We start from the raw sequence: 19,700 nt of genomic DNA, 5'->3' as shown, positions 1-19,700 counted from the left end.
CAAGCAACAGACAGGCTTTGTCAGTACCGGCCTCTTCGCAGCACAAGGCTGCTCCTACAGAACCTCACCAAACCAATGAGTCATGTGTTGTTCTATTAGAGCGGCCTTGTGTCGCGAAAGGGCCGCAGAGCGGCCCCGGAATTCAGCATCTAAGCTGTGATTCAGCACCCTCCCCTGGACGCACGCCCCATGCCCGAAAAAACCCGCCTCGACTGGCAACGCTGGTTACCCGGCCTGGTCACCCTGCTCCACTACCAACCCGCCTGGCTGCCCAAAGACATCGCCGCCGGCCTGGTGCTCACCACCATGCTGGTGCCGGTGGGTATCGCTTATGCCGAAGCTTCCGGCGTACCTGGCATCTACGGCCTGTACGCCACCATCATCCCGCTGCTGGCCTACGCCCTTTTCGGCCCCAGCCGCATCCTGGTGCTGGGCCCGGACTCGGCGCTGGCCGCGCCGATCCTGGCAGTGGTGGTGCAGTACGCCGCCAGCGACCCGCAACGGGCAATCGCCATCGCCAGCATGATGGCCCTGGTCGCCGGGGCGTTCTGTGTGATCGCCGGTTTGCTGCGCCTGGGCTTCATCACCGAACTGCTGTCCAAGCCGATCCGCTATGGCTACATGAACGGCATCGCCCTCACGGTGCTGATCAGCCAGTTGCCCAAACTGTTCGGTCTGTCGGTCGACAGCCAGGGCCCGCTGCGGGATACCTGGAACCTGATCCAGGCATTGCTCGCCGGCCAGGGCCATTGGCCAAGCTTCGTGGTCGGTGGCGGTAGCCTGGCGCTGATCCTGCTGCTCAAGCCATTCAAGCGTTTGCCGGGCATTCTCATTGCTGTGGTGCTGGCCACGCTGGCGGTGAGCCTGCTGGGGCTCGACCAGCAAGGCGTGAAAGTGCTCGGCGAACTGCCCCAGGGGCTACCCAGCTTCGTGTTCCCCTGGGTCAACGATATCGACCTGGTGGAGGTGCTGCTCGGCGGCATCGCAGTAGCGTTGGTGTCGTTCGCCGATACCAGTGTGCTGTCACGTTCATACGCCGCGCGCATGAAGGCCCCGGTCAACCCCAACCAGGAAATGTTCGGCCTGGGTGTGGCCAACCTGGCCTCGGGGCTGTTCCAGGGCATCCCCATCAGCAGTAGCTCATCGCGCACCCCCGTGGCCGAAGCGGCCGGCTCGCAGACTCAGCTCACCGGTATTATCGGCGCGCTGGCGGTGACCCTGTTGCTGCTGGTGGCGCCCAACCTGATGCAACACCTGCCCAACAGCGCCCTGGCGGCAGTGGTGATTGCCGCAGCATTGGGCCTGTTCGAGTTCGCCGACCTCAAGCGCATCTTCCGCATGCAGCAATGGGAATTCTGGCTGTCGTTCACTTGCTTCGTCGGCGTAGCGGTATTCGGGGCCATTCCCGGTATCTGCATTGCCGTGGCTATATCGGTGATCGAATTCCTGTGGGACGGCTGGCGGCCCCATCATGCGGTGCTGGGACGGGTGGATGGCACCCGCGGTTACCATGATGTGCAGCGTTATCCACAGGCCCGACGCATTCCGGGGCTGGTGCTGCTGCGTTGGGATGCCCCGCTGTTCTTTGCCAATGCCGAACAGTTCCAGAGCACGGTGATGGCGGCGGTGGATGCATCGCCTACCCCGGTACAACGGCTGGTGATCGCGGCAGAGCCGGTGACCAGCATCGATATCACCTCGGCGGACATGCTGGCCGAGCTGGACCGGGCGCTGGAGGCGCGGGGGGTGGAGTTGCAGTTTGCCGAGATGAAGGACCCGGTAAAGGACAAGATGCGGCAGTTCGAGTTGTTCGAGCATATGGGGGAGTCGGCATTTCATCCCACTGTTGGGGCAGCGGTGGATGCCTATTTGGAAGAGAGTGGGGTTGACTGGAAGCCCTAGGTTTTCCTGTACTGGCCCCTTCGCGGGTAAAACCGCTCCCACAAGAATTGCGTGATCCCATGGGCAACGCGATACCTGTGGGAGCGAGTTCACCCGCGAAGAAGCCCACGCCGCATCCGAAGCCGGTCGATCCAGATCAGCATGGCACTGGCATACACCGACACCGCCAGAAACAGCGCCATGCGTACGGCAAAGGCGCGGTACACATCCTGCCCGCCCGCGCTGTCCTGCACCGACTGCCCCAGCAGGATCAGCATGGTCGTCAGGCAACTCACCCAGTACGCTGGGCTTTGCCTGGTATCCACCGCACGGTAAAGCCTGCGCCCCTGCCAGAGAACGAACAGCAGCACCCACAGGAAAAACATCCACAGGTGCACGAACAGGCTCAACGCGCCCCACATCAATACCGCCAGCAACCCGGCCAGCAAGGTCGAGCCGATCAGCTCGCGACTGGCATGCCGTGCGCGGGTCTCACCGGCCTGCTGCCCCAGGCTCACTGCCTTCATGATCAGCGGCATGTACTGGTCCGGGGCGATCAGCGCCAGCAGGAAGGCCGGCATGACGATCAACGTAGCACGCAAGGCAACCCAGCTCACCTGGTCACCGTCGAGCAGAGGCGGTGCCGGTTGCGCCGGCGCATCGGCCGGCTCGGGAAACAACACATGCGCCGCTGCCGTGCCCAGCACCGCCAGCAGCATGCCTTTGGCCAGCGCTTCGACCACCGACAGCGCCAGGCTGAAGTCGCTGGTGCCGGCGGCAGCGATCATGGTCAGGCCGATAACCAGCAAATTGGCCAACAGGCCATTGCCGCCTTTCAGTGCATAACGCAAGGTAAGGAAAACCCCCACGCTCACCAGCAACACCCCACTTACCGGGGCATGGTGCAGCAGCGGAATCAGCAGCAGCCCGCTGCCGCAGGCAAGCAGCACCAGCACCGCCAAGGCCGGTGCCGCACGCAGGGGCAAGGGCTGGCTGCGCATGGCCAGCAACAACACCGCGAACACCGGCGCCAGGATCGGTACCGGCAAGCCGATGCCGAAACTCACCGCCAGGCAAAGCGCCACGCCCCAGGCCAGGCGCAGGGCACGCAGGCGGCGTAGTTCAATAGGCATACGACAGCCAGCTCATCAGCCACATGAACAGCCGGCCCAGCAGGTTCAATGGGTTGCCCTCGCTTGGCAGGGCCATGACTTCGGCCTGGCCACCGACCCGCAATACGGTCTTGTCCTGCAACTGGTCACGCTCCAGTTCGACGATAACCGGGAAGCGCTGTGCGGAGCGCAGCCACTCGCGGCTGTTCTGTACGGTCGGCAACGTACCTGGCGGGGCACTCTGGCCTACGCTCACACCGTAGCCGATGCTGCGAATGCGCCCCTTCAACACCGTGCCGGGCAGCGCATCGAGCACTACCAGCACCGGGGTTTCAGGGCGCAGCCGACCTAGGTTGTTCTCGGTCATGTCGGCACTTATCCACACGTCATGGATAGCGATCAGGGTCATCATCGGGCTGCCGGCGCCAACATAGTGGCCAACGTCGGTGCGCAGGTCGGTGATCAACCCGTCTGCATCGGCGCGTACCATGGTGCGCGCCAGGTCCAGCCGGGCTTTTTCCACATTAGCCGCCGCGCTGCGCAGTTGGGCGTTGTCGTCCTGCGCCCCGCCCTGCTGCTCACGGGCCCGCTCGACTTCGGCACGGGCTGCCGCCACCTGGCTGATGGCCTGGTCGCGGGTGGCCTGGGCGCCCTCCAGGCGGCGCACCGACACCGTGCCCGGGTCTTCATCGATCAAGCGCTTGAGCCGCTCGGCGTCCTGCCGGGCCTTGCGCTCGTTGGCCTGGGCCGCCACCAGCGCCGCCTGGGCCGAGTCGATGCCAGCGGTGTGGGCGCCGATCTGCCGGCGTACCGTGTCCAGGTCGGCTTCGGCTCGGGCCAGGGCGATGCGATATTGCTCCTGGTCCAGTTCGAACAACACATCGCCCTTGCGCACTTCCTGGTTGTTGCCCACCGCCACACGCTTCACCTGCCCAGCCACCTCGGCACTCACCGGCACCACGTAGGCCTGCAGGCGGGCTTGCTGGGTATAGGGCGTGAAGCGATCGGCCAGCAGGTACCAAAGCAGGCTCACGACAATCAGCAGCAGCACCCAGCGCATGCCGCGATCGGGGGCTGGCGGGGATGGCGTCGGCGTGGTGTCGCTCATTTCGTTTCACCTTGTGCATGTGCGCTGGGGCCTGGCTCGTCAAGCAGTTCACCCCAGTCGGTGCGTTGCTGCATCTGCTGGCGGGTGGCCGGGTCGATCGGTGCGCGGCTGGCGTCCCAGCCGCCGCCCAGGGCCTTGTACAACGTCACCAGGCTGCTGACCGCATTGCCGCGACTGACCAGATAGCCGTCCTGTTGCTGCAGCAGCAATTGCTGGGCGTCGAGCACGCGCTGGAAGTCGGCAAAGCCTTCGCGGTACTGCGAGCTGGCCAGGTTCAGGGAGCGCTGCGCGGCCTGCGAGGCCTGGTCGCGGATACTTGCGCTCTGCAGCGAGCGCACCAGCCCGCTGGCGGCATCGTCGGCCTCACGGGCGGCTTCGCGCACATCCTGGTGATACAGCTCGATCAGTTGCTGCAATCGGGCATCTTCCACGCGCACAGCGTTCTTGCGTCGGCCGTAGTCGAACGGGTTCCAGATCAGGCTGGGCCCGGCGGCGATGTCGAAGGTATCGGGCAAATGATTGGCCGTGACGAAACTCCAGCCGATGCTGCCCAACAGGCTCAGTTGTGGATAAAGGTCGGCCTCGGCTACCCCGACCAGCGCCGACTGCGCCGCTACCGCCTGCTCGGCGGCACGGATGTCCGGGCGGCGCTGCAGCAGGCGGGCGGGCACATCCTGCAGCACGGCACGGTCCGGCAACGGCAACTGGCCGTGACCGGCATCCAGCTGTGGCAGCGGCCCGGGCGCGCGGCCCAGCAGCGAGCACAGCACGTTGCGCAGGGCATTGAGCTGGTTCTGGAACTCGGGGATGGTGGCCTGGGTAGCCAGATACTGGGTGCGCGCCTGTTGCCAGTCGAGTTCGTCGTTTTCGCCATGACGGAACAGCCGCTCGGTTATCTCCAGGCTGCGCGCCTGGCGGCGGGCGTTTTCTTCGGCGATGTCCAGCCGCGCCTCGGCGGTGCGCAGGGCAAAGTAGGTGTCGGCCACCTGCGCACGCAACAGCAGCATGGCATCGGCGTAATTGGCCTGGGAGGCGAAGTAGACGGCGTCGGCGCTTTCGATTGCGCGGCTGAAGCGCCCCCAGAAGTCGATTTCCCAGCCAATGTCGAAGCCCGCGCTGGATTGCCAGAACACCGAGTCGCGAGCGGTGGCGGTGCCGGACTGATCCTGCTTCAGGTAAAGGCTCTGCGCGCGCAGTTGCTGCAGCTGTGGATAACGCCCGGTCTGCACGATGGCCAACTGGGCGCGGGCTTCGGCAACGCGCAAACCAGCCACGCGCAGGTTGCTGTTATTGGCATCGGCCTCGGCGATCAAGGCATCCAGGGCAGGGTCGGCGAACACGGCCCACCACTGGCGCAGGTCGGGCGCCGCGGCCTGCTGCCCGGCCTGCTCCAGCAGCGGGGTATTCCAGGTGCCCAGCCACGGGTCTTGCGGCGGCTGGAAATCCGGGCCGACCTGGGTACAGCCCACCAACGCGGCAGCCAGGCTCAGTGCACAACCACAGAAGCGTCCGGGCATGGCAGGCCTTGGCTTACGCCGACGGTTCGACGGGATTTTCCGGCACCTGCAGCGCCACCCACTGCCAGAACAGTACATAAGTGACGCCCAGGATCACCGGCCCGATGAACAGGCCGATGATGCCTTTGACCACCATGCCGCCCAATGCCCCGATCAGCACCACCGGCATCGGCACGTCCACCCCGCGCCCCAGCAGCAGCGGCTTGAGCACGTTGTCGGCAAGCCCGGCGACGAAGGTGTAGATGGCGAAAATGATGGTCGCCACGGTAAAGCCTTCGACGTTGAAGATGTAGATGATCACCGGCACCGTTATCAACGTGGCCGGTGCCTGGGCAATCCCCAGCATGAGGATGACGATTGCCAGCATCCCCGCCCCCGGTACCCCTTTGATGACGAAGCCGACACCGATCAGCAGCATCTGGATGAAGGCAATGCCGATCACGCCCTGGGCCACCGCGCGAATGGTGGCGGTGCACAGCTTGGCCAATGGCTTGCCGCGCTCCTCCCCCGACACCCGCATGGCAATGCGCTGCGCCGCGATTTCGCCGCGGTCACCGAACGCCATGATGATGCCCGAGACGATGATCGCCGCGATGAACAGCAGGAACGCGCCGCCTGCGCTGGCTGCTGCCCCCAGCACCGTGCGCCCGGCACCCTTGAGCTGGGGCATCCACTGGTTCAGCACACCGGCCATGTTTTCCGAGGCGGCCAGCCACAAGGCATGCACCTTCGGCCCGATCAGCGGCCAGGCCGCCACCGAGTCGGGAGGGGCCGGCACGGTCCAGGCCCCGCTTTTCAGCAGCGTCACCAGGCTGTCCACCGATTCGCCGATGGACATCACCACCAGGTAGATCGGCACCAGCAGCACGACCAGTACCAGCAGAACGACCAGCGTCGCCGAAAGCCCGTCCTTGAGCCCTGTGCGGCGCTGGATGCGGCAATACAACGGGTACAAGGTCACCGCCAGGATCACCGACCACAGCATCAGCTCCAGGAACGGCTGGAACGTCTGGAAGGCGAATATCACCAGCGCAGCCACCAGGCCGGCCTTGATGAGCACATCGAGCAAGCCCCGCGACAGGCGGCTGTCCATCTTGATACCCGGTTGCATGCTTCACCTCCGAACTCCAGGTGCGCCATGTGGCGCGATTCAGTGGCCCGCTTCAGGGGCTGCCGGTGTGGGGCTGTCGTCACGCAACTGCCGCGCCAGGGCCATCATTACCAACGGCACTACCGCCATCGACAAGGTGATGGCCAGCACCAGCAGGTCATGCACCTGCTGCTCCAACACCTGATGATCCAACGCCAGCTTGAACACCACGAAGGCAAACTCGCCGCCAGACGCCAGCACCACGCCCAGGCATAGCGCCTGGGCCTGGGTGAGCCCACCTGCGGTGCGGCCCAGGCCATAAAGCAGCGGCAATTTGATCATCACCAGCAGCAGGGTCAGCCCCAGCACCATTAACGGCATGCCGAACAGCAGGCGCAGGTCGGCGCTCATCCCCACGCCAACGAAGAACAGCCCCAGCAGCAACCCCTTGATGGGCTCGATCTGGGTTTCCAGTTCGTGGCGGAAAGGCGACTCGGCCATCAGGACGCCCGCCAGAAACGCCCCCAACGCCATGGACACGCCTACGTGCTCCATCACCCAGGCGGTGCCCAGCACCACCAACAGGGCGGTAGCGGTAGACAGCTCGGGCAGGCCAGAACCGACTGTCCATTTGAAGACAGGGGTCAACAGGTAGCGGCCAAAGATGATCAGCACACCTATGCCAACCACCACCGCCAACACCGGCCAGGCGCCTTCGTCAGCGGTACTGACATCACCACCGAGCAGCGGCACCACGGCAATCAGCGGGATCGCGGCAATGTCCTGGAACAGCAGGATCGCCACGGCCAGGCGGCCGTGCGGCTTGCCCAGGTCCTTGCGCTCGGCCAGTACCTGCAGGCCAAACGCGGTGGACGACAGCGCAAGGCCCAGGCCCAGCACGATGGCAGCTGGCTTCGACTGGCCGAACAGCCAGTACGCCAGCAGGCCAAGCACTAAAGCACTCAGGCCCACTTGTAGCGAGCCGACGCCAAACAGCGCCCGGCGCATGCCCCACAAACGCCGCGGCGAAAGCTCCAGGCCGATGACGAACAGCAACATCACCACACCCATCTCCGACAGGCGTGCCACGTTATCCGGGTTGTTCAGCAGGCCAAATACCGATGGCCCTATCAGGATGCCCGCCAGCAGATAACCGGGCACCGCCCCCATTTTCAAACGCTGCGCCAGCGGTACCAGAAGCACCACGGCCAGCAGGAACACCACCGTCGCCTGCAACAGGCTGCCATCATGTGGCATAGGCTCGCACCCTCGCTGCTCCCCGCGGGGAGAGATCAGAAACGCTCTTCGACGACTTTGAACGGGTAGTTGACGGCCTTGTATTTGCCGATCTTGCCGCGCTTGGGCAACTTCACCAGCCCGTCGCGGGTGATGTCCTTGTAGGGAATGCGCGTCAACAGATGGCTGATGATGTTCAGCCGGGCACGGCGCTTGTCGTTGGAATGGGCCATGAACCACGGTGCCCATGACGAGTCGGAGGCGGCGAACATTTCGTCGCGGGCCCGGGTGTAATCATCCCAGCGTGTGTAGGACTTGAGGTCCATCGGCGACAGCTTCCACAGCTTGCGGCCATCGTTGATGCGGTCCTGCAGGCGGCGGGTCTGCTCTTCGGCGCTGACCTCCAGCCAGTACTTGATGAGGATGATCCCCGACTCGACCATCATCTTTTCGAACAGCGGCACCACGGTGAGAAACTTGCTGCTCTGCTCTTCACTGCAGAAGCCCATCACTCGCTCGACACCGGCGCGGTTGTACCAGCTGCGGTCGAAGATCACTACCTCGCCCGCGGCAGGCAGGTGGCCCAGGTAGCGTTGCACATACATCTGGCTCTTTTCCCGCTCGGTTGGCGCCGGCAGCGCCACCACGCGGAATACTCGCGGGCTGACGCGCTCGGTAATGGCCTTGATGGTACCGCCCTTGCCGGCGCCATCGCGGCCCTCGAAGACAATGCACACCTTCAGGCCCTTGGCCACTACCCATTCCTGCAGCTTCACCAGCTCCACGTGCAGCTGCTTGAGCTCCTTCTCGTACGCCTTGCCGCCCAGTTTCTCCGGCTGGTCCTTGGGGTCTCTCTTCCTGGACGACTTCGACATGGCACTCTCCTGAGGGCGAATGAAGAGTCAGTATGGTCGATCCATGGCAGTTTGCCGCTTCGCTTGTGGATTTCGCAGGCTTGCCTCTATCTCATTGATTCTGCGAGTGCTGGTGAGTGTTCCGGGGTGGGTGTAGGAGCGGGTTTACCCGCGAATGCGTCATTGAAGCTACCGACGCATTCGCGGGTGAACCCGCTCCCACAGGGTACGGGGTGCCTTCGAGGCCGGATTACTTGGCCAGTTTGTTGTAGCTGGTCATCAGGTTGCGGTAATCCGGAATATGGTTGGAGAACAGGGTCCCCAGCCCTTCGATGTCGTTGCGCCAGTCACGGTGCAGTTCGCAGGCCACGCCGAACCAGGTCATCAGTTGCGCCCCGGCGGCCTCCATGCGCCGCCAGGCCGAGTCACGGGTCAGTTCGTTGAAAGTGCCGGAGGCATCGGTGACGACGAATACCTCGAAGCCCTCCTCCAGCGCCGACAGTGCCGGGAAGGCCACGCACACTTCGGTCACCACGCCGGCGATCAGCAGCTGCTTCTTGCCGGTAGCCTTGACGGCCTTGACGAAGTCCTCGTTGTCCCAGGCGTTGATGTTGCCAGGCCGGGCGATGTACGGGGCGTCGGGGAACTGCTCTTTCAGTTCGGGCACCAGCGGGCCGTTGGGGCCGGTCTCGAAACTGGTGGTGAGAATGGTCGGCAGCTTGAAGTACTTGGCCAGGTCCGACAGGGCCAGGACGTTGTTCTTGAAGCGGTCGGGGTCGATGTCCCTTACCAGCGAGAGCAGGCCGGTCTGGTGGTCGACCAGCAGCACGGCGGCGTTGTTCTTGTCCAGACGCTTGTATTGGAAGGCCATGACGGGTTTCCTTGCGTTAGCGGGTTGGGAATATCAGCGTAGGCAAGGATGAAAGGTGGATGGAACCGTCAGTCGGTTCGCCTGCCAAGGCCGGCGATGGGGCCGCATGGCGGCCCCTGCAATGCTCAGCCGAGCACCTTGCCAGCTACCTCATCGACCGCCACCTTGGTGATGGCGACGATCTTTTCGGCATCCTCCTGGTTCAGCACCAACGGCGGTGCGAAACCGAGAATGTCACCATGCGGCATGGCCCGGGCGATCATCCCGCGCTCAAGGCACTCTGCCGACACCTGTGGCCCGACTTTCAACGCCGGATCGAACGCCTTACGCGCCTCGCGATCGGCCATGAACTCGATTGCGCAAAGCATGCCGTCACCCCGTACTTCACCTACCAGCGGGTGGCCTTCGAAGGTTTCGCGCATGCGCCGGTTCAGGTATGCCCCCACCACTTCGGCATTCTCGGTCAGGTTCTCGCGCTCGAGAATATCCAGGTTGGCCAGCGCCGCCGCCGCGCAGATCGGGTGCCCGGAGTAGGTCCAGCCGTGGCCCATCGGGCCGGCCTTCTGCGAGCCTTCTTCGATCACGTTCCACACCTTCTCACCAACGATCACTGCCGACAGAGGCGCATAGGCGCTGGTCAGGCCCTTGGCCGTGGTGATCAGGTCCGGGCGGATGTCGTAGCGCTGGCTGCCCATCTTCGAGCCCAGGCGGCCGAAGGCGCACACCACTTCGTCGGCGATCAGCAGCACGTCGTAGCGATCGAGCACGGCCTGGATCGCCTTCCAGTAGCCCTTGGGCGGCACGATGATGCCACCGGTGCCCATCAGCGGCTCGCCAATGAACGCGGCGACGGTATCGGGGCCTTCGGCCAGGATCAGCTGCTCCAGCTCGTCGGCGCAATAGCGCACGAAGGCCTGCTCGTCCATGTCGGCCGGTGCCTTGCGGTACCAGTGCGGGCAGACCGTATGCTTGACGCCCTCCACCGGCAGGTCGAAATGCTGGTGGAAGCTGGGCAGGCCGGTAAGGCTGCCAGTCATGATGCCCGAGCCGTGATAGCCGCGGTCGCGAGAGATGATCTTTTTCTTGAGTGGACGACCGAGGATGTTGTTGTAGTAGCGCACCAGCTTGACCTGGGTCTCGTTGGCATCGGAACCCGACAGGCCGTAATAGACCTTTTTCATCCCGGCCGGCGCCCAGTCGATGATGCGGCTGGAAAGCTCGATGATCGCTTCGGTCGAGTGGCCGACGTAGGTGTGGTAATACGCCAGCTCCTTGGCCTGGCGATGGATGGCGTCAGCGACCTCGGTACGCCCGTAACCGATGTTCACGCAGTACAGGCCGGCGAAGGCGTCTATCAGTTCGCGGCCTTCATGGTCACGCAGGCGGATGCCCTCGGCACCGGTGATGATCCGGCCCTTGAGCGCGCCGCTGGCGTGGTCATGGGCGTGGGTCGAAGGGTGCATGAAGTGGGCGCGGTCCTGTTCGAACAGCTGGCTGAAATCTTGGCTCATGGCAAACACTCCTTAGAACTGACCGTGGTGGTGCAAGCAAACGTATTTGGTTTCGACGAAGGGTTCGAAGCCCTCGCTGCCGCCTTCGCGGCCCAGGCCCGAGGCCTTCATGCCGCCGAACGGGATGGGGTGGCCGGTGAACTTGACGCCGTTGATCGCCACCATCGCGTGGTCGAGCCGGCGCACCAGCGGGTGCACGACATCGAGGCGGTTGCCGACGATGTAGGCAGCCAGGCCGTACTCGGTGTCATTGGCCATGGTGATGGACTGCTCCAGCGTGTCGAACGGCATGACCCCGGCAATAGGCGCGAAGTTTTCTTCCTGGTAGATGCGCATCGCCGGCGTGACATCGGCGAGCACCGTCGGCTGGAAGAACCAGCCACCCAGCGCATGGCCCTCGCCTCCGACCAGGCGCCGGGCGCCACGCTGCAGGGCGTCCTCGACCCGGGCCTGGGTGGCATCGAAGGCGGCCTGGTGCATCAACGGGCCGACCTCTGCCGCCGTCTCCTCGCCATCGACCATCGCCGGGCCAACCTTCAACGCCCGCACCGCTTCGGCGAAACGCATCAGGAATGCTTCGTACAACGGCCGCTGCACCATGATCCGGTTGGCCGCGCAGCAGTCCTGGCCAGACGTCTGGAACTTGGCGGCCACGGCCACCCGCACGGCCAGCTCCAGGTCGGCATCGGCGCAGACGATGAACGGCGCGTTGCCGCCCAGCTCCAGCGCCACTTTCTTCACATCCTGAGCCGCGGTTTGCAGCACCAGCTTGCCGACACGGGTCGAGCCGGTGAAGCTGACCGCCCGCACGCGGCTGTCGCGCACCAGGGTTTCCATGGCCATCTGCGGCTCGCCGATTACCACGTTGAACACCCCCGGCGGGAAGCCGGCGTCCTCTGCCAGCTGGGCCAGGGCCAGCGCCGAAAACGGTGTTTCGTGGGCCGGCTTGACCACCACCGTGCAGCCGGCCGCCAACGCCGCAGCCGCCTTGCGGGTGATCATGGCACTGGGGAAGTTCCACGGGGTGAGCAGCGCGCAGACCCCGACGGGCTCCTTCAGCGTACTCAGCTGGGCACCCGGAATATGGCTGGGGATAGTCTGCCCGTTGAGGCGCCGGGCCTCCTCGGCAAACCAGGGGATGAAGCTTGCCGCATAGGCTATTTCACCGCGTGCTTCGGCCAGCGGCTTACCCTGTTCCTCGCTGAGAATGCGCGCCAGAGCCTCCTGGTGCTCGAGCATCAATTCAGCCCAGCGCCGCAACAGCGCGGCGCGGCTGTCCAGACTCTGCTGGCGCCAGGCCGGGAAAGCCCGCTGGGCGGCATCCACCGCGGCGACGATCTGCTCGTGGTCGAGCAGCGGCACATGGCCGATGACCTGGCGGTTGGCCGGGTCATGCACGGCGATGCTGTTGCCGCTGTGGCTGTGCAGCCATTGGCCATCGACGTGGCACAGGCTGTTGAATGGGTAGTGGTGTGACATGACTGTTCTCCATACCTCGTTGTCGTGGCGCCAGGTTCAGGCCAGTACGTCGGCGATCACCGCCAGGGTGTCGCCGCACTGCACCAGGCCGGGAAAGTGCCGGGCTGCGAGCAAGCCATCGCGTCGGGCGCGGTACTCGACCGGGGCGCTGCCGGTGCGGCGGATGTCATGGATACGGGCGATCACTTCGCCCTGGCTGACCGTTTCGCCCAGGTCGCGGCACATCTCCAGCAATCCGTCGTGCTCGCTGGCGATGAAGCAATCGCCATCGGGCATGTCCAGCAGGGTTGTCTCGCCCTGCTCCACTTCGCCGGCAAGGATGCCGGCGTGAATCAGCACGTTGCGCACACCGCGCTCCGCCAGGGCGACGCTTTTCGCCGTGGAGGTACCACCACCGCCCAGTTCGGTGGTGATGAACACCTTGCCCTGCTCTTCTGCCGCGGTGTCGTACATCGCCTGCGCATCCAGCTCGAGCATGCGCATGCTGTAGGGCGCGGCGAAAGCCTGCATGCCGGCTTCACAACGGGCCTGCTGGGCCTTGTCGGGCAGCACATGGCATGCAGCGAACGGCAGGAAATCGAGGGTGCGACCACCGGAGTGGATGTCCAGGACGATATCGGCCAACGGCAGCAAGGTGCGCCGGAAATAATCGGCGATCTTTTCCGTCACGCTGCCATCAGGCCGGCCAGGGAAGCTGCGGTTGAGGTTGCCCCGGTCGATCGGCGAAGTACGGGTGCCCGCCTGGAACGCCGGTGTGTTCATGAACGGCACGATGATCACCCGCCCGTTTACCTGCTCGGGCTGCAGCTGCTGAGCCAACTTGCTCAGCGCCACCGGGCCTTCGTATTCATCACCGTGATTGCCACCAGTGAGCAAGGCAGTAGGGCCATTGCCATTCCTGACCACCGTCAGCGGAATCATCACCGCCCCCCAGGCCGAGTCGTCACGCGAGTACGGCAGCTTGAGGAAGCCGTGCTGCACACCGTCCTGCTCGAAATCCAAGGTACAGGTGATCGGGTTGGCCACCGTGGCGGCGGCCTGTGCGATTGCATTCATGGGTCAGTCCTTCACGAACAGCTGGCGCGGCACGTTGCACAGGGTCTCGACCCCGGTCTCGGTGATGAGGATGCTTTCGGTGATCTCAAGGCCCCAGTCGTCCATCCACAGCCCCGGCATGAAGTGGAAGGTCATGCCCGGTTGCAGCACGCTGGTGTCGCTCGGGCGCAGGCTCATGGTGCGCTCGCCCCAATCTGGCGGGTAACTGATACCGATCGGGTAACCACAGCGGCTGTCCTTGTGTATGCCGAACTTCTCCAGCACACGGAAGAACGCCCTGGCGATGTCACCGGTGGTGTTGCCTGGCCGCGCGGCATCGAGGCCGGCCGCGATACCTTCGACCACCGCCTTTTCGCCATCGAGAAAGTGTTGCGGCGGCTTGCCCAGGTACACGGTACGCGACAGCGGGCAGTGGTAGCGCTTGTAGCAGCCGGCAATCTCGAAGAACGTGCCGGCGCCGCGGGTGAACGGGGAATCGTCCCAGGTAAGGTGCGGCGCGCTGGCATCTGCGCCAGTCGGCAGCAACGGCACGATGGCCGGGTAGTCGCCGCCATGGCCATCGACACCGAGAATGCCGCTGCGGTAGATCTCGGCCACCAGCTCGTTCTTGCGCATGCCGGGCTCGATGCGTTCGAGGATGCACCCGTGCATCTGTTCGACGATGCGCGCGGCGATACGCATGTATTCGATTTCCTGCGGCGACTTGACCGCCCGCTGCCAGTTGACCAGCCCGGCGGCATCGCTGAAGCGCGCCTGCGGCAAGTGCTTGCACAGCGCCTGGTAGGCCGCCGCGCTGAAGTAGTAGTTGTCCATCTCCACGCCGATGCTCAGGCCGCCCCAGCCCTTGGCCAGAATCACCTCCTGGCACAGGTAGTCCATCGGGTGGCGCTCGCGTGACTGCACATAGATGTCCGGGTAGCCGACGATGTTGTCGTGCTGCATGAACACCGTGCGCCTTGCGCCATTGGCGTCCTGGCCGCGGCCAAACCAGATCGGCTCGCCATCGAGCGCCAGCAGCACGCACTGGTGCACGTAGAACGACCAGCCGTCATAGCCGGTGAGCCAGGCCATGTTCGATGGATCGGTAACCAGCAAAAGCTCCAGGCCCTGTTGCTGCATGGCAGCGCGGGTCTTGGCCAGGCGCTGGGCGTACTCCTGCCGGCTGAACGGCAGGTTGACCACTGTCTGTGACATACGGATGCCCTTCTTGTGAGTGGGTTGCGAAAACTGTCAGCTGTGAAACGCCAGGCCTTTGTGGGCGGCGATTGCGCGTTCGAAGGCAAGGTTGGCGATGGCGGTGTCCTGGGCCCCGGTGCCTGTCAGGTCGCACAGGGTGACCTCTTCGGCCTGCGCACGGCCCGGGTGCAGGCCGGCGATGATCTGGCCCAGCTCGGAATGAACGGCCTGTTCGCTGACCGCGCCAGTGCGCAAGGCGTGGTGCAGTTCGCCCAGCACGCGGGTCTGGCTCAGGCGGTCGGCCACATAACGGTCGAGCCGGGCCAGGGCCGTGGGCGCGATCTCGTTCTTGTGCTCGGCATCCGAGCCCATGGCAGTGATGTGCAGCCCCGGTTGCAGGTGATGCGGCTGGATAAGCGGCTCGCGGCTGGGGGTGCAGGTGATGGCGATATCGACCGCCTGCATGGCCTGGTCGACACTGTCGCAGGCCTGTACCTGCAGTTGCCCATCACGTCCCAGGTCATCACATAACGCTGCGGTTCTCTGCGCATCGCGCCCCCACACCTTGACCTGCTCGATCGGCCGCACCAGGCGCAGTGCCTGCAGCTGCAGGCGTGCCTGTTCGCCACTGCCGATCAAGGCCACGCTGCGGCTGTCCTGCCGCGACAGCCAGCGGGCAGCCACCGCACCGGCTGCAGCGGTGCGCACGGCGGTGAGGTAGCCATTGTCGAGGAGCAAGGCATCGAGCAGGCCAGTGCGGGCCGACAGCAGCATCATCATGCCGTTGAGGCTGGGCAGGCCAAGCTTGGGGTTGTCGAAAAAGCCTGGGCTGACCTTGATCGCGAAACGCTCCAGACCAGGCAGGTAGGCGGTTTTCACGTCCACCTCGCCGTTGTGCTCGGGCACATCCAGGCGCAGGATCGGCGGCATCGCCACATTGGCCGTGGCAAGCAGGGCAAAGGCCTGCTCGATGGCATCGATCGCGTCGCGGTCGAGGGTAATGCAGCTACGCAGGTCGGCTTCGCTGAGCAAGGTGATGGCCGGCATTCGAATACCTCCAGTGAAGGAACGTAAATTTCAGGCGTCGCCGCCATTGATGACGCGCTGATGCTGTGCGCTGTCGACGTTGCGCCCGCTGACCACCACCACCACCGGGCCGCGGGCCGTCACCAAGCCGTCGAGCAGCGCGGCGATGCCGACTGCACCGGCACCTTCGAGTACCAACCGTTCGTGCTGGTAGGCGTGGCGCATGCCATTGGCGATCGACGCTTCCGGCAGCAGGTGGAGTTGGTCGAGCAGACGCTGGGTCATGTTCAGGGTGTGCTGGTTGCCCAGGCCGATGCCGCCGCCGAGCGAGTCAGCGAGTGTCGGCAGCTCCTCAACCTCGACCGGCCTGCCGGCCTGCAGGCTGGCGTACATCGCCGCGCCGCGCTGCATGCTGATGCCATGGGTGGTGATCGCCGGCTTGATGCTTTTCATGGCCAACGCCACACCTGCGAACAGGCCACCACCGGAGAGCGGAATCAGCACCTGCTCCACCTCGGGCAACTGCTCGATGATTTCCAGGCCCAACGTGCCCTGGCCGGCGATGACCTGAGGGTGATCGAAAGGTGGGATCAGGGTTGCGCCCTGTTGATCGGCATGTTGTTGCGCGGCCTGCTGGGCATCATCCTGGGAGTGGCCGACGATGCACACTTCGGCGCCCAGATCGCGGATGGCCTGGACTTTGTTGGCTGGCACCAGTTGCGAAAGAAACACGGTTGCCTTCACACCCAGTTGTGCAGCAGCGTGGGCCACGGCCCGGCCGTGATTACCGGTGGAGGCGGTAACCACGCCGCATGTGCGTTGTTCAGCGCCAAGTGCGGCGATGGCATTGCTGGCCCCGCGCAGCTTGAAGCTGCCGGTAGTCTGCAGGGCCTCGAGCTTCAGGTAGACCGGCGCGCCCAGGCGCCGTGACAGGCTGGGGGAAAGTTCCAGCGGCGTGCTGCGCACCAGGCCGTGGATACGCTGGCGGGCGAGGTAGAGATCGTGAAGCGAGAGCGCTGACATGACCGGGACCCAACAAGTGAGCTGATGTTGGGCGGAGTGTATGAGGCGGAAATTGTCGTGATGAATGTACTAGGGCAATTTGCCGGGGAATTTGTTTTTGCCTGCACTGGCCTCTTCGCGGGCGCGCCCGCTCCCACAGGAATCGCGTATTTCCTTAACCCCGCACGGAACCTGTAGGAGCGGGTTTACCCGCGAAGAGGCCGGTACAGTCCGCTCAAAGCTCGTGGATCTGCGGATACTGCCCGAACAACTCCCGCATATCGCCAAAGGCCTGGCGCAACTTTGCCTCGGAACACTCGGCGCCCACGCACAAGCGCACGGCCCGTGGCCGCGGTGTACCGCGCACCAGGAACGGCTCCGGCGGCGTCACCGCAATCTGCCGACGGCGCAAGGCACGCACCAGGCTGTCCACTTCCCAGCGCTCGGGAATGTTCAGCCACGCCCCAAGGGCATGGGCGTGCTGACCACGCACATACTCCCCCAAGTACTCACGCAACAACGCCTGACGCTCGCCCAGCAAGGTGCGCTGCAGCGCCACCAGCTGCGCCGCGCGCCCGTCGTTGATCCAGCGCGATGCAATCTCCGCCACCAGGGGCGTGGCCATCCAGCTGTTGACCCGCAAGATGCTCTCGGTGCGCAGCGCCAGCCGCTTGGGCATGGCCAGATAGCCCACGCGCAGGCCGGTAAGCACCGATTTGGTCATGCTGGTGCAGTAGAACGACAGCTCCGGCGCATAGGAACTGAGCGGCCTGGCATGGCTGCCACCCAGTAGCGGCCCGTAAACGTCATCTTCGATGATATGCACGCCAAAGCGCCGGGCAATTTCGGCAATCTCCTGGCGCCGGCTGTCGGGCATCAGGCTGACGGTCGGGTTGTTGAGGTTGGGTGTGCACACCAGCGCGGTCACCCGCTCGTTGCTGCAGATGTCCTCGAAATGTTCCGGGTTGATGCCCTCGCGGTCCATCTCCAGGCCCTTGAGGGTGAAACCGAGCACCTGTGAATTGCCGATCACGCCATGGTCGGTCAACCCCTCGCACAGCACCACATCATCCGGCCCGGCCAGCGAGGCCAGGGCCAGGAAGATGGCGTGGGCGGCGCCGTTGGTTACCAGCACATCGTCACGCTCGACCTGCATGCCCAGGCCGGCAAGCCAGCGCACCGCGGCCTCGCGGTGGCTCTCGAACCCGGCGATGGGCCGGTAGGCATGGATCCACGGCTGGTCCTCTTCCACGGCCAGCTCGGCACAGGTGTCGCGCCAGATGCGCTCATGCACCTGGGTGTGCAGGATGCGGGTGATGGAGAAGTCGACCAGGGTACGCTCGGGCAGGTCGATGATGTCATCCGACACACGGTCGCTCATGCGCCGGCTGACGAAACTGCCACGGCCGATCTCGCAACGCACCAGGCCTTGTCGCTCCAGTTCCTTGTAGGCATTGGTTACGGTCTGCACGCTGATGCCCAGGGCATCGGCTACCTGGCGCTGCGGTGGCAGGCGCTGGTCATGTACCAATACGCCGCGCTCGATCTCGCCGGTGACGGCCTGGACCAGGATCTTGTATTTGGACTCGCCGATGCGGGCGGCGTCCAGGGCTGCCTTCCAACTGTTCATCATGATGTTCGCTTCGCTTGCCGGGGCCAGGGTCACAGCATCCCCCGTACAAGTGCTTCGGGCAATTGTCCTAGTGCAATGCCATCGCCGTTTCAGCTTTTGTATGCTCGCCCCAAGGTCGAACTCCCGCTGCCTGGCAGCCTCGAACAAAAGACCGACCTGCTATCGCTGTTTTGCTCCACTGCCTCCTAACACAGAGCCGTCGACGACGGTTTTTATAACAAACAGGAGCTTCATTGATGAGCCAGCCTTTCAACGTTCCACGCCCCTTCCAGCGCCTGCTGATGGCCTGTGCCGCCGTCGGTGTGCTCTCCAGCGCCCAGGCCGCCAGCCTGGACGAGATCAAGGAAACCAGCCGCATCCGCATCGGCTACGCCAACGAAACCCCGTTCGCCTTCACCGAAACCGATGGCCGTGTAACCGGTGAGTCACCGGAAATCGCCAAGATCATCTTCGAGAAAATGGGCATCAAGCAGGTCGATGGCGTGCTCACCGAGTGGGGTTCGTTGATCCCGGGCTTGCGCGCCGGGCGCTTCGATGTGATTGCAGCAGGCATGTACATCACCCCCGCACGCTGCAAGCAGGTGATCTTCACCGACCCGCAGTACGCCCTGCCCGACACCCTGCTGGTGGCACAGGGCAATCCGAAAAACCTGCACAGCTACGCCGACATCGCCAGGAACCCGGACGTGAAGCTGGCGATCATGGCGGGCACGGTCAACCTCGCCTATGCCCGCGACTCCGGCATCACCGATGCGCAGATCCTTCAGGTGCCGGACACCACCGCCCAGTTGCAGGCCGTGCGTGCCGGCCGCGCCGATGCTGCCGTGGGCACCCAGCTGACCATGAAGGGCCTGGCGAAAAAGGGTGGCGACAAGGTCGAGGCGATCAGCGACTTCACGGATGACCCGGCCCACACCGGCTACGGTGCCCTGGCCTTCCGCCCCGAGGACAAAGCCCTGCGCGACGCGGTCAACGCCGAGATGAAGAAGTGGCTGGGCAGCGAGGAGCATCTGAAGACCGTCGCGCCGTTCGGCTTCGACCGCAGCAACGTGACTGACAAGACCGCCGCCGAGCTCTGTGCCCAGCAGTGAATCGAGGTGGCATGGCGCTTGCCGTGCCATTCCCTGTGTAATCCGATTATTCAGGTC

General features: G+C 64.5%; 16 protein-coding genes. 2 read left to right on the top strand and 14 right to left on the bottom strand.

The features are described from left to right. Positions 1 to 189: 189 nt before the first annotated feature. On the top strand, positions 190 to 1,902 hold the full coding sequence (locus M1D87_RS03930) for a SulP family inorganic anion transporter (protein ID WP_123085648.1): 1,713 nt from the start codon (positions 190 to 192) through the stop codon (positions 1,900 to 1,902). Between the two features lie 89 nt (positions 1,903 to 1,991). Here M1D87_RS03930 and M1D87_RS03925 read toward each other — a convergent pair whose 3' ends face one another. The 14 genes from M1D87_RS03925 to ehuR form a co-directional block, all read right to left on the bottom strand. Further along, positions 1,992 to 3,014, bottom strand: a complete 1,023-nt coding sequence (locus M1D87_RS03925; protein ID WP_123085647.1) for a DUF2955 domain-containing protein — start codon at positions 3,012 to 3,014, stop codon at positions 1,992 to 1,994. After that, complete coding sequence (locus M1D87_RS03920; protein WP_024086253.1) at positions 3,004 to 4,101, bottom strand: HlyD family secretion protein; 1,098 nt, start codon at positions 4,099 to 4,101, stop codon at positions 3,004 to 3,006. Before M1D87_RS03920 ends, M1D87_RS03925 begins: the two co-directional genes overlap by 11 nt. Further along, entirely contained in the window at positions 4,098 to 5,618 is a 1,521-nt protein-coding gene (locus tag M1D87_RS03915) for an efflux transporter outer membrane subunit (protein WP_123085646.1), read from the bottom strand. Before M1D87_RS03915 ends, M1D87_RS03920 begins: the two co-directional genes overlap by 4 nt. 13 nt (positions 5,619 to 5,631) lie before the next feature. Beyond that, positions 5,632 to 6,729: an AI-2E family transporter gene (locus M1D87_RS03910; protein ID WP_013970855.1), complete on the bottom strand. Its 1,098-nt coding sequence runs from the start codon at positions 6,727 to 6,729 to the stop codon at positions 5,632 to 5,634. 39 nt (positions 6,730 to 6,768) lie between these two features. Further along, entirely contained in the window at positions 6,769 to 7,965 is a 1,197-nt protein-coding gene (locus M1D87_RS03905; protein ID WP_123085645.1) for a monovalent cation:proton antiporter-2 (CPA2) family protein, read from the bottom strand. A gap of 35 nt (positions 7,966 to 8,000) precedes the next feature. Beyond that, entirely contained in the window at positions 8,001 to 8,819 is an 819-nt protein-coding gene (gene ppk2, locus M1D87_RS03900) for a polyphosphate kinase 2 (RefSeq protein ID WP_123085644.1), read from the bottom strand. 229 nt (positions 8,820 to 9,048) lie between these two features. Beyond that, positions 9,049 to 9,669 (bottom strand): isochorismate family cysteine hydrolase YcaC, encoded by a 621-nt coding sequence (gene ycaC / locus M1D87_RS03895; RefSeq protein WP_010951959.1) that lies wholly within the window; start codon positions 9,667 to 9,669, stop codon positions 9,049 to 9,051. A gap of 125 nt (positions 9,670 to 9,794) precedes the next feature. After that, positions 9,795 to 11,180: an aspartate aminotransferase family protein gene (locus M1D87_RS03890; RefSeq protein WP_123085643.1), complete on the bottom strand. Its 1,386-nt coding sequence runs from the start codon at positions 11,178 to 11,180 to the stop codon at positions 9,795 to 9,797. A 12-nt stretch (positions 11,181 to 11,192) separates the two neighbouring features. Continuing rightward, positions 11,193 to 12,659, bottom strand: coding sequence for an NAD-dependent succinate-semialdehyde dehydrogenase (locus tag M1D87_RS03885; protein WP_123085642.1), 1,467 nt, complete (start codon positions 12,657 to 12,659; stop codon positions 11,193 to 11,195). A gap of 36 nt (positions 12,660 to 12,695) precedes the next feature. Then, positions 12,696 to 13,715, bottom strand: coding sequence for a N(2)-acetyl-L-2,4-diaminobutanoate deacetylase DoeB (gene doeB / locus M1D87_RS03880; protein ID WP_052261083.1), 1,020 nt, complete (start codon positions 13,713 to 13,715; stop codon positions 12,696 to 12,698). A 3-nt stretch (positions 13,716 to 13,718) separates the two neighbouring features. Then, on the bottom strand, positions 13,719 to 14,909 hold the full coding sequence (gene doeA / locus M1D87_RS03875; RefSeq protein ID WP_123085640.1) for an ectoine hydrolase DoeA: 1,191 nt from the start codon (positions 14,907 to 14,909) through the stop codon (positions 13,719 to 13,721). Between the two features lie 36 nt (positions 14,910 to 14,945). Further along, positions 14,946 to 15,938 (bottom strand): cyclodeaminase, encoded by a 993-nt coding sequence (locus M1D87_RS03870; RefSeq protein ID WP_061551985.1) that lies wholly within the window; start codon positions 15,936 to 15,938, stop codon positions 14,946 to 14,948. Between the two features lie 30 nt (positions 15,939 to 15,968). Next, entirely contained in the window at positions 15,969 to 16,940 is a 972-nt protein-coding gene (gene eutB / locus M1D87_RS03865) for a hydroxyectoine utilization dehydratase EutB (protein ID WP_123085639.1), read from the bottom strand. Positions 16,941 to 17,154: 214 nt separating this feature from the next. Further along, entirely contained in the window at positions 17,155 to 18,549 is a 1,395-nt protein-coding gene (gene ehuR, locus M1D87_RS03860) for a MocR-like ectoine utilization transcription factor EhuR (protein WP_123085661.1), read from the bottom strand. Between the two features lie 239 nt (positions 18,550 to 18,788). Here ehuR and ehuB point away from each other — a divergent pair, with 239 nt between their 5' ends. After that, the gene (gene ehuB, locus M1D87_RS03855; protein ID WP_123085638.1) at positions 18,789 to 19,643 is read left to right on the top strand and encodes an ectoine/hydroxyectoine ABC transporter substrate-binding protein EhuB; all 855 of its coding nucleotides are present in this window, start codon (positions 18,789 to 18,791) and stop codon (positions 19,641 to 19,643) included. Positions 19,644 to 19,700 lie beyond the last annotated feature (57 nt).

The organism is Pseudomonas sp. SA233 (assembly GCF_054792385.1).
The sequence above is the reverse complement of the archived record's forward strand: the minus strand, read 5'-3'. Positions and strand labels throughout refer to the sequence as shown.

What these genes read in the sequence shown, in the direction of transcription:
- M1D87_RS03915 (WP_123085646.1), bottom strand. Translation starts at nt 5,618, where the DNA reads ATGCCCGGACGCTTCTGTGGTTGTGCACTGAGCCTGGCTGCCGCGTTG.
- M1D87_RS03890 (WP_123085643.1), bottom strand. Translation starts at nt 11,180, where the DNA reads ATGAGCCAAGATTTCAGCCAGCTGTTCGAACAGGACCGCGCCCACTTC.
- M1D87_RS03925 (WP_123085647.1), bottom strand. Translation starts at nt 3,014, where the DNA reads ATGCCTATTGAACTACGCCGCCTGCGTGCCCTGCGCCTGGCCTGGGGC.
- doeA (WP_123085640.1), bottom strand. Translation starts at nt 14,909, where the DNA reads ATGTCACAGACAGTGGTCAACCTGCCGTTCAGCCGGCAGGAGTACGCC.
- ehuB (WP_123085638.1), top strand. Translation starts at nt 18,789, where the DNA reads ATGAGCCAGCCTTTCAACGTTCCACGCCCCTTCCAGCGCCTGCTGATG.
- M1D87_RS03910 (WP_013970855.1), bottom strand. Translation starts at nt 6,729, where the DNA reads ATGCAACCGGGTATCAAGATGGACAGCCGCCTGTCGCGGGGCTTGCTC.
- doeB (WP_052261083.1), bottom strand. Translation starts at nt 13,715, where the DNA reads ATGAATGCAATCGCACAGGCCGCCGCCACGGTGGCCAACCCGATCACC.
- ehuR (WP_123085661.1), bottom strand. Translation starts at nt 18,549, where the DNA reads ATGAACAGTTGGAAGGCAGCCCTGGACGCCGCCCGCATCGGCGAGTCC.
- M1D87_RS03870 (WP_061551985.1), bottom strand. Translation starts at nt 15,938, where the DNA reads ATGCCGGCCATCACCTTGCTCAGCGAAGCCGACCTGCGTAGCTGCATT.
- M1D87_RS03920 (WP_024086253.1), bottom strand. Translation starts at nt 4,101, where the DNA reads ATGAGCGACACCACGCCGACGCCATCCCCGCCAGCCCCCGATCGCGGC.
- ycaC (WP_010951959.1), bottom strand. Translation starts at nt 9,669, where the DNA reads ATGGCCTTCCAATACAAGCGTCTGGACAAGAACAACGCCGCCGTGCTG.
- M1D87_RS03885 (WP_123085642.1), bottom strand. Translation starts at nt 12,659, where the DNA reads ATGTCACACCACTACCCATTCAACAGCCTGTGCCACGTCGATGGCCAA.
- M1D87_RS03930 (WP_123085648.1), top strand. Translation starts at nt 190, where the DNA reads ATGCCCGAAAAAACCCGCCTCGACTGGCAACGCTGGTTACCCGGCCTG.
- M1D87_RS03905 (WP_123085645.1), bottom strand. Translation starts at nt 7,965, where the DNA reads ATGCCACATGATGGCAGCCTGTTGCAGGCGACGGTGGTGTTCCTGCTG.
- ppk2 (WP_123085644.1), bottom strand. Translation starts at nt 8,819, where the DNA reads ATGTCGAAGTCGTCCAGGAAGAGAGACCCCAAGGACCAGCCGGAGAAA.
- eutB (WP_123085639.1), bottom strand. Translation starts at nt 16,940, where the DNA reads ATGTCAGCGCTCTCGCTTCACGATCTCTACCTCGCCCGCCAGCGTATC.